Origin of the sequence: Streptomyces arenae, assembly GCF_022343545.1 — a bacterium.
GTDB classification, from domain to species: Bacteria; Actinomycetota; Actinomycetes; order Streptomycetales; family Streptomycetaceae; genus Streptomyces; species Streptomyces humi.
In genome coordinates this window covers 139,526-153,266 of the sequence record NZ_JAKQYH010000043.1, presented here as the reverse complement: position 1 = coordinate 153,266, position 13,741 = coordinate 139,526, and the positions used below count along the sequence as shown (strand labels likewise).

General features: G+C 71.9%; 13 protein-coding genes. 5 read left to right on the top strand and 8 right to left on the bottom strand.

Annotation, left to right across the window (positions count from 1 at the left end):
* The first annotated feature begins 29 nt into the window (after positions 1 to 29).
* Both speB and MB828_RS18800 read left to right on the top strand, forming a co-directional pair.
* Positions 30 to 998, top strand: a complete 969-nt coding sequence (speB, locus tag MB828_RS18805; RefSeq protein ID WP_301649233.1) for an agmatinase — start codon at positions 30 to 32, stop codon at positions 996 to 998.
* On the top strand, positions 995 to 2,692 hold the full coding sequence (locus MB828_RS18800) for a thiamine pyrophosphate-binding protein (RefSeq protein WP_301649232.1): 1,698 nt from the start codon (positions 995 to 997) through the stop codon (positions 2,690 to 2,692). Before speB ends, MB828_RS18800 begins: the two co-directional genes overlap by 4 nt.
* A 6-nt stretch (positions 2,693 to 2,698) precedes the next feature.
* On the opposite strand, the gene MB828_RS18795 is transcribed toward MB828_RS18800, so the two are convergent.
* Positions 2,699 to 3,682 (bottom strand): ArsR/SmtB family transcription factor, encoded by a 984-nt coding sequence (locus tag MB828_RS18795; protein ID WP_301649231.1) that lies wholly within the window; start codon positions 3,680 to 3,682, stop codon positions 2,699 to 2,701.
* Positions 3,683 to 4,019: 337 nt separating this feature from the next.
* On the opposite strand from MB828_RS18795, the gene MB828_RS18790 reads away from it, so the two are divergent.
* Both MB828_RS18790 and MB828_RS18785 read left to right on the top strand, forming a co-directional pair.
* Positions 4,020 to 4,472 carry a hypothetical protein gene (locus MB828_RS18790; RefSeq protein ID WP_301649230.1) on the top strand — a complete coding sequence of 151 codons (453 nt, stop codon included), beginning with the start codon at positions 4,020 to 4,022 and terminating at the stop codon, positions 4,470 to 4,472.
* 64 nt (positions 4,473 to 4,536) lie between these two features.
* The gene (locus MB828_RS18785) at positions 4,537 to 5,409 is read left to right on the top strand and encodes a hypothetical protein (protein WP_301649229.1); all 873 of its coding nucleotides are present in this window, start codon (positions 4,537 to 4,539) and stop codon (positions 5,407 to 5,409) included.
* 21 nt (positions 5,410 to 5,430) lie between these two features.
* On the opposite strand, the gene MB828_RS18780 is transcribed toward MB828_RS18785, so the two are convergent.
* The 7 genes from MB828_RS18780 to MB828_RS18750 form a co-directional block, all read right to left on the bottom strand.
* A complete protein-coding gene (locus MB828_RS18780) occupies positions 5,431 to 5,790 on the bottom strand; it encodes a peptidase inhibitor family I36 protein (protein ID WP_133021790.1) in 360 nt (119 codons plus the stop codon).
* Between the two features lie 144 nt (positions 5,791 to 5,934).
* Complete coding sequence (locus tag MB828_RS18775; protein WP_046731625.1) at positions 5,935 to 6,741, bottom strand: endonuclease I family protein; 807 nt, start codon at positions 6,739 to 6,741, stop codon at positions 5,935 to 5,937.
* A 133-nt stretch (positions 6,742 to 6,874) separates the two neighbouring features.
* Entirely contained in the window at positions 6,875 to 9,259 is a 2,385-nt protein-coding gene (locus MB828_RS18770) for an ArnT family glycosyltransferase (RefSeq protein ID WP_301649228.1), read from the bottom strand.
* Between the two features lie 126 nt (positions 9,260 to 9,385).
* Positions 9,386 to 10,441, bottom strand: a complete 1,056-nt coding sequence (locus tag MB828_RS18765; RefSeq protein WP_301649227.1) for an esterase-like activity of phytase family protein — start codon at positions 10,439 to 10,441, stop codon at positions 9,386 to 9,388.
* Between the two features lie 79 nt (positions 10,442 to 10,520).
* On the bottom strand, positions 10,521 to 11,369 hold the full coding sequence (locus tag MB828_RS18760) for a serine hydrolase (RefSeq protein WP_301649226.1): 849 nt from the start codon (positions 11,367 to 11,369) through the stop codon (positions 10,521 to 10,523).
* Positions 11,370 to 11,461: 92 nt separating this feature from the next.
* Positions 11,462 to 12,010, bottom strand: coding sequence for a DUF1062 domain-containing protein (locus tag MB828_RS18755; protein ID WP_301649225.1), 549 nt, complete (start codon positions 12,008 to 12,010; stop codon positions 11,462 to 11,464).
* Between the two features lie 187 nt (positions 12,011 to 12,197).
* Entirely contained in the window at positions 12,198 to 13,229 is a 1,032-nt protein-coding gene (locus MB828_RS18750) for a helix-turn-helix transcriptional regulator (protein ID WP_301649224.1), read from the bottom strand.
* A gap of 116 nt (positions 13,230 to 13,345) precedes the next feature.
* Here MB828_RS18750 and MB828_RS18745 point away from each other — a divergent pair, with 116 nt between their 5' ends.
* A complete protein-coding gene (locus tag MB828_RS18745) occupies positions 13,346 to 13,741 on the top strand; it encodes a VOC family protein (protein WP_301649223.1) in 396 nt (131 codons plus the stop codon).

Here is a 13,741-nt window from a genome sequence, read left to right as displayed (position 1 = left end):
TGAAGCGTAGGAAAGAAGGCAGCACCCCCATGACCAGCAACGACACGCCCCGCGGTCCCGTCGACTCCTCCCGCGTCCCGCGGTACGCCGGTCCCGCGACCTTCGCCCGGCTGCCCCGCCTCGACGAGGTGGGCCGCGCGGACGTGGCGGTCGTGGGCGTGCCCTTCGACTCCGGCGTCTCCTACCGGCCGGGCGCCCGCTTCGGCGGCAACGCCATCCGCGAGGCGTCCCGGCTGCTGCGTCCGTACAACCCCGCGCAGGACGCCTCCCCCTTCGCGCTGGCGCAGGTGGCGGACGGCGGGGACGTCGCGGTGAATCCGTTCAACATCAACGAGGCCGTCGAGACCATCGAGGCGGCGGCCGACGAACTGCTCGGCACCGGCGCCCGGCTGATGACGCTGGGCGGCGACCACACCATCGCCCTGCCGCTGCTGCGGAGCGTCGCGAAGAAGCACGGCCCGGTCGCGCTGCTCCACTTCGACGCCCACCTCGACACCTGGGACACCTACTTCGGTGCCGAGTACACCCACGGCACCCCGTTCCGGCGGGCGGTGGAGGAGGGCATCCTCGACACCTCCGCCCTCTCGCACGTCGGCACCCGCGGCCCCCTCTACGGCAAGCAGGACCTCACCGACGACGAGAAGATGGGCTTCGGCATCGTCACCTCGGCGGACATCTACCGCCGCGGTGCCGACGAGGTCGCCGACCAGCTGCGGCAGCGCATCGGCGACCGGCCCCTCTACATCTCGATCGACATCGACTGCCTCGACCCCGCGCACGCCCCCGGCACGGGCACGCCCGAGGCCGGTGGTATGACGTCCAGGGAACTGCTGGAGATCCTGCGCGGACTCTCCTCCTGCAACCTGGTGTCGGCGGACGTCGTCGAGGTGGCCCCCGCGTACGACCACGCCGAGATCACCTCGGTGGCGGCCTCGCACACCGCCTACGAACTGACCACGATCATGACCCGACAGATTGCCGAGGCACGCTCCAAGTGACCCACGACCACGACCTGGTGCTCCGCCCGACCGAGGCGCAGACGGCCGCAGCCCTGAACCCGCCCGCCGGCCGCAACGGCGGGGACCTGGTCGTGGAGACCCTGGCCGGGCTCGGCGCGACCACCGTCTTCGGGCTGCCCGGCCAGCACGCCCTCGGCATGTTCGACGCGCTGCGCCGCTCCGCCCTGCGCTATGTCGGCCTGCGGGTGGAGAACAACGCGGGCTTCGCGGCCGACGCGTACGGCAGGATCACCGGCGAGGCGGCCCCGCTGCTCCTCTCCACCGGCCCCGGCGCGCTGACCTCGCTGGCCGCGCTGCACGAGGCGGCCTCCGCGTCCGCGCCCGTGCTGGCGATCAGCAGCCAGATCCCGACGGCGGGACTCGGCGGCGGCCGCCACGGCTACCTGCACGAACTCCCCGACCAGTCGGCCTCGTTCCGCGGCGTGGTGAAGTCGGTCCACACGGTCCGCACCCAGTCGCAGATCCCGTCGGCGATCGCGGCCGCCTGGCAGTCCGCGCTGACCGCCCCGCACGGCCCGGTCTGGGTGGAGATCCCGCAGGACGTCCTCCTCGCCGAGACGTCCGTCCCGGTGGTGACGGCGGTCGACGCGGCCCCCGACGAACTCCCGCCGCGCCCCGAACTGACCGCCGTCGCGGCCGACCTGCTGTCCCGGGCCGCCCGCCCGGCGATCATCGCGGGCGGCGGGGTCGTACGGTCGGACGCCGCGGGGAAGCTGCGGCAGCTGGCGGAGACGCTGAACGCCCCGGTCGTCACCACCTACGGCGGCAAGGGCGCGTTCCCCTGGCACCACCCGCTCTCCCTCCAGTCCTGGCTGGAGGACCGGCACACCACGGACTTCCTGGAGGACGCGGACGTCCTGCTGGTGGTCGGCTCGGGCCTCGGTGAACTCTCCTCGAACTACCACACGTTCAAGCCGCGCGGCCGGGTCGTCCAGATCGAGGCCGACCTCGGCAAACTGGAGTCCAACCACCCGGCACTGGGCATCCACGCGGACGCGCGGCTCGCCCTCCAGGCGCTCCTGGAGACGGTGACCCCGCGTGCGGACGACCAGGCGGCGGACCGGGTACGAGACCTGCTCTCGCGCGTCTCCGACCGCATCGCCGCCCAGGAACTCACCCTGGAACAGGAGGTGCTGGCGTCGGTCCGGCAGGCCCTGCCGGCCGGCTCCCCGTCCTTCTGGGACATGACGATCCTGGCGTACTGGGCCTGGGCGGCCTTCGACGCCGAGGCCCCGAACCTGATGCACTCGGCGCAGGGCGCCGGCGGTCTCGGCTACGGCTTCCCGGCCGCCCTGGGCGCGGCGGCGGCCGACCCGTCCCGCCCGGTGCTGGCGGTGTCGGGCGACGGCGGAGCCCTCTACTCCATCGCGGAGCTGGCGACGGCGAAGCAGTACGACCTCCCGGTCACCTGGCTCATCGTCGACGACGGCGGCTACGGCATCCTCCGTGAGTACATGACCGACGCGTTCGGCGAGGCCACGGCCACGGAACTGGCCCGCCCCGACTACGTGGCCCTCGCGGAGTCCTTCGGCGTCCCCGGCACCCGGACCACCCCGGAGAACCTGGCGGCCGACCTGGCGAAGGCCCTGGCCGCACCGGGCCCCTCGGTGGTCGTACTCCCGGCCCTGCTCCGCATGTTCGCCCCGACGCATCTGGACTCCGGGGAGCGGTAGGCCCGTTCAGGGGACGGGGGTGGCCCGCCTGGCCGCGCCGCGCAGCAGGGCCTCCCCGAGCGGGGTGAGGGTGTGCAGGACGCCGGCGCCGTACCGCAGGCTGCTGATGAGTCCCGCGTCCCGCAGGGCCGAGACGTGCTGGCTCACCGTGGGCGCCGACACCCCCGCCTGCCGGGCCAGTTCACCGGTGGTCGCGCCCGGCGCGATGCCCCGCAGCACCTGGGCCCGGGTCCGGCCGAGCAGTACGCCGAGCGGCCGGCCCACGGTGATCGGCCGTGCCTCGCGCAGCACCGGGTATACGAGTACGGGCGGCAGCGCCGAGTCGGCCAGCGCGATCGGATAACTCCAGCAGAAGTACGACGGCACCAGGGTCAGCCCGCGCCCGCCGAGGTCGAGGTCGCGCTCCTCCGGATAGTGCACATGGAGCACCGGGGCCTCCCAGCGCATCTGCGGTCCGAGACCGCGCAGCAGCCCGTCCACCCCGTCGGCAAGGAGCGTCCGGCCCCGGAGCGACCGGTCCGCCTCCACCAGGGCCAGCGCCCGCTCCCGGTAGGGCGCCACCGCGGTCTCGTGGTACCGCCTCAGCACCTGGGCGACCTCCTGGCGCGTGGCGCGCTCGGCCAGCCGGGGCGCCCATGGCGGCGCCCCGACCGATACGAAGCGCGCCACCTCCCTGCGCACCCGGTCGGCCGGGGTGTCCACCAGCGCCGCGAGGCCGGCGGCGAGGCCCTCGGTGCCCTCGGCCGGGGTGAGGAAGTCCGGGAAGTACGCCGACCTCGGGAAGAGCGGCAGCAGCAGGTGCCGCACGGCCCCTTCGAGCCCCTGGTCCGCCAGCCGGGCCCGGGTCGTCCGGTACCACTCCGCGTGCGCGCTGCGCCCCTGCTGGGTCTGCAGCCGGTGCAGGCTCATGGCGGTCTCCCAGAGCGGGTCCGGCTCGGACACCAGCCGGGTGCGGGCCAGATCGGCCTCGGTGAAACGGATGTGCAGCATGACGGTCCCCCCGTCCGGCCGCGGTGTGACCGAGGCCGCCCCCGTACGGCCGCGCCGTGACGACGGCCGTCCCCCCGTCCGGCCGCGAGTCACGACGGCCGCTCGGACCCGGTCTGTTTCAGGCCGGGCGCGAGTCATCATGTCCGCCGCCGGACGCGGCTGACAACACCTGCAACAGGCGTTATTCGGTCATGTGCCGATGTGTCCGCGGAGTGCCGGGCAAGCCGCGACTTCGCCGCTGACCTGTGCTTTTCGGCCCTGGCCACAATGCATGGGAAATCGGCCGGGGGGCTGCGAGGGTGAGGGACCACCCAGAGACCGACATGAAAGGAATGTCATGCCAATGCCAATAAGGGCCGGATGGGCGCGGTCGCGCAGGACGCTCGCGGCGACCGCCGGACTGGCCGCGGCGCTCGCCGTCGGCGGTGTCGTCACGGCGTCGCCCGCGTCGGCCGGTACCAACTGTGCCGGCGGCTACCACTGTGTGTTCTGGTCCGGCTTCAGCAGCGCCAGGCACTCGTACTTCAACGGCGACAGCAACTTCACGAACGACACCTTCAACGACACGACGTACGGCAGCAGCGGCTCCGGTACGACCGTCAACGACAACGCCTACTCCGCCAGCAACTCCAGCACCGGCGGCTACTACTCCAGGTACTACCTGGACATCAACAGCGGCGGCGGCATGGTCTTCTGCGTCAAGCCCGGCAGCCAGGTCGAGTACCTCGGCGCCGCGCTGTCGGCCAGCTCCCTCTCACTGACCACCTCGAACCCCGGCGGCTGCTACTGATCCGCGCCCTGCGGTGGATCCGGCGACCCCTCGCCGGATCCACCACCGCGGGAGGAGGAAGACCTTGGTCACGCGCAAGATCGCCGCACTCGTGGCCGCCGCGACCGCCGTGGTCGTGGCCGCCTGTGCGGCCTGGGTGTACTCCGGTCGTACCGACCCGTCCCCGGGCCGGCCGCCGCAGGCGGACGCCGGCCGTCTGAGCGCCCGGCTGCCCTTCTACCCGTTCCTGCACGCGCCGAGCGAGCGGCAGTGGCGGATCGCCACGGCGGAACGGCGGCTGGCCATCACCTGTATGGCCGCCCACGGCTACCGGTACACGCCCGCCGAGGTCCCTCGGCCGAGTGCGGTCACCGCCGACCACCCGCTGCCGTTCGGCCTGGAGTCGCTCACCAGGGCCACCGCCGGACCCGCGCCGACCGCGTCGGAGCAGCGCGAGAGCAAGGCCTTCCTCGCCGCGCTCTACGGCCCCGACGACCGGCGCGTCTCCGCCGAGGGCAAGTCCATCAAGGTCTCCTGGCCGGCCCAGGGCTGTCAGGCCGAGGCCGAGAAGCGGCTGCTGGGCACCGAGCGGCTGCGGTGGCTGCGGACCACCATCGCGATCGGCGAGGGCGAACAGCAGGCCCGCAGGAACCTGGCCCGGGATCCGGCGTTCCGTGCGGCGGACGCCCGCTGGGCACGCTGCATGCGGGCCGCCGGGGTCGCCACGGACGACCCGGTCGGTCTGCTCGACAGCCTGCCCAGGACCACCGTCCTCGCCACCAGTCCCGTCGCCAGGGCGGACGTCCGCTGCAAGGGCGACACCGAGTACCTGCGCACGGCCTACGCCAGGCTGGCCGTGGCCCAGCAGGCCTGGCTGGACGCGCATCCCGCGACCGTCGCGACCTGGCGGTCCCTGATGCGGCGCCAGGACCGGGTGGCGCGGGACGTCCTCGGTTGAGGGGTGCGGACCCGCCGTGATTCAGCAGGCGCCCGGGCCCACCCCGTCGATACGGCCGCCGAAGTCGCCGCGGTACTGCGAGCGCCAGTCGGCGTTGTAGACGTCGCGCTTCTCGACCGGGGACCAGTTGATGAAGCAGGCGCGGGTGGCGGCGACGAAGGAGCCGACGTGGTCGTGGAGGTTGGGCGGCATGTCGCGGTAGCCACTGCGGGACGTCCACTCCCAGTAGTCGCCGCCGAAGCCCTCACCGCTCCAGAAGCAGACCGAGCCGTCGGGACAGGAGGGGGCGGCGACCGCGTGCGCGGCAGCCGTCTGCGCGGGCAGCACCAGGGCGGTCAGGGCGAGGACGGCGGCGAGGGACCAGGTGCGAAGCTGCTTCACGGGACGCTCCGGAGAAGGGAGTTGGGGACGCCCCGGCAGGACCGCCGGGGCGTCCCCATGCTCCTGGGTGATCACCCGGACACGCCCGACCCCAAGATCGACTTCACCTGTGTGAGGTAAGTAGTACGACCGGGACCCGCGCGCCTACCAGATCGCGTCGACCCACTCCGGGTGGTCGATGAACGGGTTCCGGTTGTGCTGGTAGGTGTTGTAGATGACGTCGTTGCGGTTCTCCTCGAAGGAGTCCGGCGGGTCCTCGTCGTTCCACTGCTTCAGGACCGACAGCTTGCCGATGTACGGGTTGGAGCCGTTGCCGACCTTGTCGTCGGGCTCCAGGTTCGCGAACCCGTCGTCGCCCTCGTAGCGCACGGCCATGTAGAGGATCATCCGGGCCACGTCGCCCTTGACGGCGTCGCGCGGCTCGAACGAGTCCGAGTCGACCTTGCTGCCGCCGCTGTTGGTGAAGGTGGAGCCGCCCTCGTCGAAGTCGAGGTTGCCGCGCTTGCCGTTGACCGCCACGTCCTCGGGACGGATGTGGTGCAGGTCCGTGCCGGGGCCGGTGGACGTGGTCAGGTCGCCGTGCGAGATCGCCCACACGTGCTCGCGGTTCCAGTCGCCGCTGTCGCCGCCGTTGAGGGACTTGCTGCGCGAGATGCCCGAGTACAGCAGGATCACGTTGCTGCTGTTGTTCGGGTCCTGGTCGGTCTTCTTCAGGGCGTCCCACAGGGCCGAGTACGACAGCTTGGTGACGTTCGCGCTGATGATCGTGTGCAGGGACGACTTCAGGCTCGTCCCCGTCTTGCCGATCGCGTTCTTGTAGTACGTCGAGTCGTACGCGGTCGTCGTGGCGGCGGCCGGGGTCGCCGTCAGCGCCGGGACCGTCAGGCCCACCAGGACGGCGGCGGTCGTCAGCGCCACCGGCTTCCAGCGCCGGATGTGTGTCGCCAGCATAAAGAGTGTCCCATCTACGCGGGTTGATGAGGCGGCAAGAAGGAGGGTGACATGAACATGAGGACGCGTAGGTGAACGGGACGTAAAAAGAGGCCCCCGACCGCGTGGTCGGAGGCCTCTTGGTGCCGGTGTGTCAGCTGACGTCCGAAGGGTCCAGCCGGTAGAGCGTCGAGGTGCTGCTCTGCGAGGACGACGACGTGGACGACGACGTGGACGACGAAGACGTCGACGACTTCGAACCCGAACCCGAACCCGAACTCGACGTGGCGCTCTTGCTGTACGCGCTCTCCTTGACCGCGGTGCCGTGCTTCTGCACCCAGGTGTTCACGGCGGAGCTGACGGAGTTGCCGCCGCCCATGCCGCCGCCCATCCCGCTGCCGCCGATCTGGATGTAGTGCAGCTTGCCCGCCTTCACCAGTTCCTTCAGCTTGGCGACGGTCATCGCCTTGTCGGACCCGGTGAAGCCCCACATGGAGATCACCGGTTCCCGCGCGCTGAGCTCGATCTGCGCCGCGGACTGGGAGTTGGAGACGGCCAGCAGCCAGGTGGCGCCGTCCATGTGCTTCTTGAGGTAGGCGATCAGGTCGCTGTCGACGCCGCCGCCCATACCGCCACCGCCGCCCATGCCGCCGCCGAAGCCGCCGCGCGTGCCGCCGGTACCGGTACCGCCACCGGGCAGTTCGCCGGTGCCACCGGTTCCGCCCGGCATCCCGCCGGTGCCGCCGGGCAGTTCGCCGTTCCCGGTGCCGCCGCTCGGCAGTTCGCCGGTGCCGCCGCCGGGCGCCGTCTGACCGTTTCCGGTGCCCGGGAAGCCGCCGTTCGCACCGCTCGGGGCCTCACCGTTCGCACCGCCCGGGAAGCCCCCGCCCGTCTCACCGCCGGCCTGGCTGTTCTGGCCGCCGCCCTGCTGGGTGCCGCCCGGCATCTCGCCGCCGCCCGGGAAGCCCCCGCGGCTGCCGCCGCCCCCGCCGGGTCCGCCGCCGAAGCCGCTGCCCGTCGAGGGGCCCGCGGTCGGGTTCGTACCGCCGCGCATCCCGCCGCCGGTGCCGCTGCCGAACGGCAGGGTCGCCGCGTACGCCGTCGGGCCGGCCAGCGCCGCGACCACGGCCGCCGCCAGCGAGACCGCCAGCAGCCGGACCCTGCCGCCCGACCGGAAGAGGATCATGCCCACGATGCCGGCCGCGGTCAGCACGCCGACCGTCGGCCAGAGCCAGGTGTTCCAGCCGGAGGCCCGGCGCAGCAGCACGATCGCCCAGACGCCGGTGACGCCGAAGGCGAGGGGGAGGACCCAGACCCACCGCTTGTCGGTGCGGAACGCGTCCAGCAGCATCACACCGCCGCCGGCGCACAGCACCGCGATGCCCGGGGCGAGCGCGGTCGTGTAGTAGGGGTGCATGGTGCCCTGCGCGGTCGCGAAGATCACGTAGTGCAGGAGGGTCCAGCCGCCCCACAGCACCAGCGCCATCCGCCTGAGGTCGGTGCGCGGGGCGCGCCCGCACAGCACCAGACCGCCGACGAGCGCGATGGCCGAGAAGGGCAGCAGCCAGGAGATCTGGCCGCCGAGGATGTCGTTGAACATCCGGCCGAGGCCCGCGGAACCGGAGAAGCCGCCGCCTCCGCCACCCCCGCCCCCGCCGTTGCCCTCGCCGCCGAAGACGCGGCCGAGACCGTCGTACCCCATGATCAGGTCCCAGGCGGAGCCGTCCGTGGAGCCGCCGATGTAGGGCCGGTCGGAGGCCGGGACCAGGGAGACGGCGATCGCCCACCAGAAGCTGGAGACGGCCAGGACGACCGCGGCGAGCAGCAGGTTGACGACGCGCTTCACCCAGGGCGCCTTCGACGCGTACAGGTAGAGCGCGAAGACGGCGGGCAGCGCGATCCAGCCCGCGAGCAGCTTGGTGTTGAAGGCGAGACCGAAGCAGGCGGCCGAGCCGAGCAGCGGCAGCAGCCTCTCGTCACGGGTGGCGCGGAAGGCGAGCGCCGCGCCCGACACCATGAGGAACACCAGGAGGGTGTCGGGGTTGTTGTCGCGGTTGATGGCGACGGTGATCGGGGTCAGCGCCAGCACCAGCGCGGCGACGGCCGCCGCGCCGTGGCCCCACACCCGCTTGACGGTGGTGTGCAGGATGTAGATCGTGGCGAGCGCCAGCACGATCATCGGCGCCATCATCTGCCACGTGCCGAAGCCGAGGATCCGGCTGGACAGGCCCATGACCATGGTCGCGAGCGGCGGTTTGTCGACGGTCAGGAAGTTGCCCGGGTCCAGCGAGCCGAAGAACCAGGCCTTCCAGCTCTTCGTGCCGGCCCAGACGGCTCCGCTGTAGAAGGTGTTCATGTCGGAACCGGAGAGGTTCCAGGAGTAGAGCACCGCCGCCAGGACCAGGATCGCGGCCAACGCGGGAAGCGACCAGCGCGGTGCCTTGTCCGGCAGGGGAGCCGCGGAAGCCGCCGTGGGCGGGGCCCAGTCGGGGGACACGGTCGGATGCGTGTGGGGGGTGGGATCGGTGGCAGATGTCACGAGCCCAACATGCAGCGGCGCGATGAGTGAGCGCTGTGCTGATCCTGGGAGCGCGCTGTGGATGGGTGAGATGTGGGTAAGAGGGCGGCCGGCGCGGGCCGCCCCTCCGCTCGGATGCCCGCCGGGTCAGCGCACTCGGACCGACAGGCGGTAGAACCTGGTCGTCTGGGCCGCGTTCTGGTTGTCGTCGCTGACCAGGAGGACCTGGTAGCGGCCCTTCGCGTGGCCCGTGACCACCATGCCCTCGATGTTGTCGAGGAGCGGGTTGGGCTGCGGCTGCCTGGCCGTGGCGCCCAGCGACGGGCAGGCCGCGATGTCCGTCAGCAGCGTCTTCCTGATCAGGCGGACGCCCGTCTGCCCGGTCAGGTTCTCGATCCCGCGGGTGTCCGTGGCGTGCCGCGGGTCGGCCAGGAAGAGGCGGACGGTGTTGCCGACGCCGGAGGTGAAGCCGCGCTCCAGGACCAGCAGCCGGCCGTCGGGCAGCGCCTGCACCTCGGGGACGCCGAGGGCCGGGTCGTCGGTGCGGTAGGCGTACTGGGCCGACAGTTCGAAGTGGTCGCCCTTGGTGCGCCGCCAGGTCTGGAAGCGGACGGTCCCGGGGGTGTCGCCGGAGATCGCGTCCTCCATGGAGGCCAGCAGGGTGCGGCCGCCGTTCAGCAGGGTCAGGCCCTCGAAGGTCTGGTTGGAGGTGGCCCGCCCGGCGGGGGACACCAGCAGGGACGACGGTACCGGGAGCCGGTCCAGGATCCTGCCGTCCGCCGAGTAGCGCCGGACGGACGGCTCGGTCTCGGAGGTGATCAGCCGGGTGCCGTCCCGGTCCACGGCCAGGCCCTCGGAGTCGAGCGCCGCGCCGTTCTCGTCGGCCAGCCCGACGACCTTCTTCGGCGCGAGCGTCTTCGCGTCCAGGTCGAAGAGGTAGGAGCGGTCGGCGAGGGCGGCCAGGGAGCCGTCCTTGTCCACGGCGAGCGCGGACAGGTTCCCGACGAAGTAGCCGCCGAAGGCCGTCTTGTCGAGGGCGTCGGAGAAGCCGTCGATGGAGACCGAGGGCGAACAGGCGCTGTTCTTCGTGGTGTTGGCCGTCGTGATGGTGGTCGTCGTGGCCGTGGCGGGACCGGCGGCGGACAGACAGGTGGCCGCCGCCAGGCCGGCGGTGACGGTGGCGAGTACGGTTCGCAGGCGCATGGCGGTCACCGTAGGACGCGACGGTGACGGGCCGGAGACCGCCCCATGAAGGGAAGGGCCGATTTCCGGCCAAGGAGCCTCAGGACGCCCCGAGATCCTTGTGGACGACCTTCGCGACGGCCTGGATCGTGTTGATGCCGTAGGACATCGTGCTGTTGTCCTGGGTCAGCACGGTCATCTGGTAGTCGTGCCCGCCGCCCGTGAACGTGCCGAGGCTGTGCACCCGCCAGCCGTGCGTGGCGCGCTGCAGCCAGCCGTTCTTGACGTGCACGGCGACGCCGGACGGGGCGCCGTACGGGGTGCCCCACCGCTGGGACGAGATGACCTGCCCCATCAGCTTCAGGATGTAGGCCCGCGCGTTGTCGCTGAGCACGGTGTTCTTGGCGGTGACCAGGGCGAGCAGCTTCTGCTCGTCGCGCACGTCGATCTGGGTGAGGCCCCAGTAGCCGTTCGCGCCCGGGGTGGTCTGCGTCATGCCGGCGGCGCTCAGGAAGCCCTTGATCTTCGTCAGACCCAGCTGCCGCCACAGCTTGCTGGTCGCGTCGTTGTCCGACTTGGTGATCATGGCCTTGGCGAGCGTCTGCTCGGTGGTGGTCAGATACCGATTGTGCTTCTTCGCGTCCCACAGCAGCGTGGCGAGGACGGTGACCTTGACCGTGCTGGCCGAGTCGTAGTGGGTGGTGGAGCGGAGCGTGCAGGTCGTCTTCGTGGACCGGTCGTACAGCCCGACGGCGATCGTCCCCCTGCGGTTCGCGACGGCCGCCGTGATGTCCGTCTTCAGCTTCGCGGCCAGGCCCGCCTTCGCGGACGTACAGCTGACCGTGGGCGCGGCGGCCGAAGCGGGCGCCGAGGCCACGCCCACGGTGAGCGCGGCCCCGCCGACAACCGCCGCCAGCGCGCGGGCACGTCTGGATATCCGGTGAGTCATGCCCGATGTGACGCACGAGTTCGCACGAATGGTTGTACGAGGGTCGATGGCTTTGACGATCCGTTATCCGGCCCGGCGCGCCGGGCCGGACGTCAGCGTTTGAGCGTGAAGGTGAAGTCGTCGGAGAGCCGGCCGTCCAGCCGGACCGCCGAGACGAGCCTCCCCTCCACGATCAGTCTCCCGACGTCGGCTCGCGCGAGGCCGCAGCCCTCGGCGACGAGCCGCACCGGCCGGACGGGGATCGGCGCCGCGAAACGCACCGCGACGTCGAGCACCTCCCGGTCGGAAGGGCCCGTGCCGCCGGTGTCGAGGCGCCAGGCCCCGTCCCAGTCGAGAGCGATCCGGTTGCGCCGCCGCACCACCGGATCCTGGAGCAACTCGGCCGCCAGCGACGGGTCGTTGGCGTGCAGCCGGTCCAGCAGTAGGGGTGGTACGGAGCGCACGTTCATCCGCTCCAGGACCGTGAGCTTCGCGGTCCGGCCACAGCCGGCGCAGAGCACGAGGAGCCAGGCGTCGATGAGCTTGTGGTGGGCGTTGACACGGAACTTTCCGTTCGCCCGAAAGCGCGGGGACGCGCACGCGTGGCAGCGGCGCAGGACGAGGGGCAGGCAGGTGGGCATGACGACCCAGTTGTCGAGCACAGGAACACACCGGTCTCAGTGAGAAATCCGCAGCGGGAAAGAGCGCGGCGCGCAGGCGCGACGCGCGACAGTTCAGCTCTCGGGAGGTCTCACACGGTGTACAACGGCACGTCCTTGCCCGGGGGTTGGGGTCCGCAGGCACCGTAGGGGCGCGCGGCGCCACCGTGCCACCGGTTTTCCCGCGCGGTCAGACCTGGCGGGCGCGCGCCGCGAGACGGTCGGCGAACGCGGTGACGAGGGTGCGCAGTTCGGTGGGGCGCTCGACGACGAACGGCCGGTCGAGCGCGGCGAGCACCGGAGGCAGCCAGTCGAGCCGCTCGGCCCGCAGGCCGACGCGGAGCCAGCGCTCGCCCGCCGCGTCCCCGCCGCCCGCGGCCCCGGCCTCCGCCCCGGCCTCGTCCTCCGCCCCGGCCTCGTCCTCCGCCTCCTCCAGCGTCGCGACGCCGGCGGGCAGTCGGGCGCGGATCTGCTCCACCGTCCCGTGGATCCGCAGGGTCACCTCGTGCCGGTACTCAGCCGTCGCGAACCCCGACAGCAATCGCTGCGCCGGATCGGCACCCGTGGGCGCCTCGAAGGAGCCGGGCAGGGCTCTCGGCTCCGTGATCCGATCGAGCCGGAAGGTCCGGTCCTCGCCGGTACGGGCATCCTTGCCGGTGACGTACCAGCGGCCCGCGTGGGCGACGATCCCGTACGCGTGCAGGGTGCGTTCGCCGGCCCGTCCGTGGCGGTCGGTGTAGCGGACGGAGACCGGCCGGCGGTGGCGCACCGCGTCGGCGAGGGTGAGCAGGACCTGGGCGTCCGGGGTGTCGAAGCCGCCGGGCCGGTCCGTGAAGGCGAGAGCCTCCAGGAGGGTGTCGAGCCGACGGGCGAGGTGCTTGGGCAGCACCCGCATGATCTTCGCCGAAGCCGTCTCGTTCGCCGCGAGCTCGGTCGTCGTCAACCCGGTCCGGCGGCCGGCGACCAGGCCGAGGAGCACGGCCAGCGCCTCGTCGTCGTTGAACATGAGCGGCGGCAGGCGGTAGCCGGGGGCGAGCCGGTAGCCGCCGTAGCGGCCGCGCACCGATTCCACGGGCACGTCCAGGTCGATGAGCTGGTCCACGTACCGCCGCACGGTGCGCCCTTCGACGCCGAGCCGCTCGGCGAGCTCGGCCGTGGTGCGGGTGCCGCCCGACTGCAACAGCTCCAGGAGTGTCAGCACGCGGCCGGTCGGTCGGGACATGGGCTCAATCTAACGCGGAATACCGGACCGATTCTGTCCACTATTCGTCCTAGCCTGCGCGGTGCACCACTTCAGTCACTACTTCAGTCACCCCTTCAGCACAGCCAGGAGATGCCATGGACTTCGTCTCGATCCGCATCATCACCGCGGACGTGGCGCGCCTCGTCGCGTTCTACGAACGGGCCACGGGAGTGTCCGCGACCTGGGCCACCGAGGACTTCGCCGAACTGAGGACCGGGGGCGCGACCCTCGCGATCGCCGGCACCCGCACCGTCCCGCTGTTCGCCCCGGGCGCGGGCCGCCCGGCGGACAACCACAGCGTGATCACCGAGTTCCGCGTCGACGACGTGGACCGGGTGTACCGGAACCTGACCGGCTTCGTCACCGACTTCGTCAACCGGCCCACCACGATGCCCTGGGGCAACCGCTCCCTGCTCTTCCGCGACCCGGACGGCAACCTCGTCAACTTCTTCACGCCCCCGGCCGGCCCGAGAATTGTTGCGGAGGGATGA

What these genes read in the sequence shown, in the direction of transcription:
- MB828_RS18795 (WP_301649231.1), bottom strand. Translation starts at nt 3,682, where the DNA reads ATGCTGCACATCCGTTTCACCGAGGCCGATCTGGCCCGCACCCGGCTG.
- MB828_RS18750 (WP_301649224.1), bottom strand. Translation starts at nt 13,229, where the DNA reads ATGTCCCGACCGACCGGCCGCGTGCTGACACTCCTGGAGCTGTTGCAG.
- MB828_RS18775 (WP_046731625.1), bottom strand. Translation starts at nt 6,741, where the DNA reads ATGCTGGCGACACACATCCGGCGCTGGAAGCCGGTGGCGCTGACGACC.
- MB828_RS18790 (WP_301649230.1), top strand. Translation starts at nt 4,020, where the DNA reads ATGCCAATGCCAATAAGGGCCGGATGGGCGCGGTCGCGCAGGACGCTC.
- speB (WP_301649233.1), top strand. Translation starts at nt 30, where the DNA reads ATGACCAGCAACGACACGCCCCGCGGTCCCGTCGACTCCTCCCGCGTC.
- MB828_RS18765 (WP_301649227.1), bottom strand. Translation starts at nt 10,441, where the DNA reads ATGCGCCTGCGAACCGTACTCGCCACCGTCACCGCCGGCCTGGCGGCG.
- MB828_RS18745 (WP_301649223.1), top strand. Translation starts at nt 13,346, where the DNA reads ATGGACTTCGTCTCGATCCGCATCATCACCGCGGACGTGGCGCGCCTC.
- MB828_RS18760 (WP_301649226.1), bottom strand. Translation starts at nt 11,369, where the DNA reads ATGACTCACCGGATATCCAGACGTGCCCGCGCGCTGGCGGCGGTTGTC.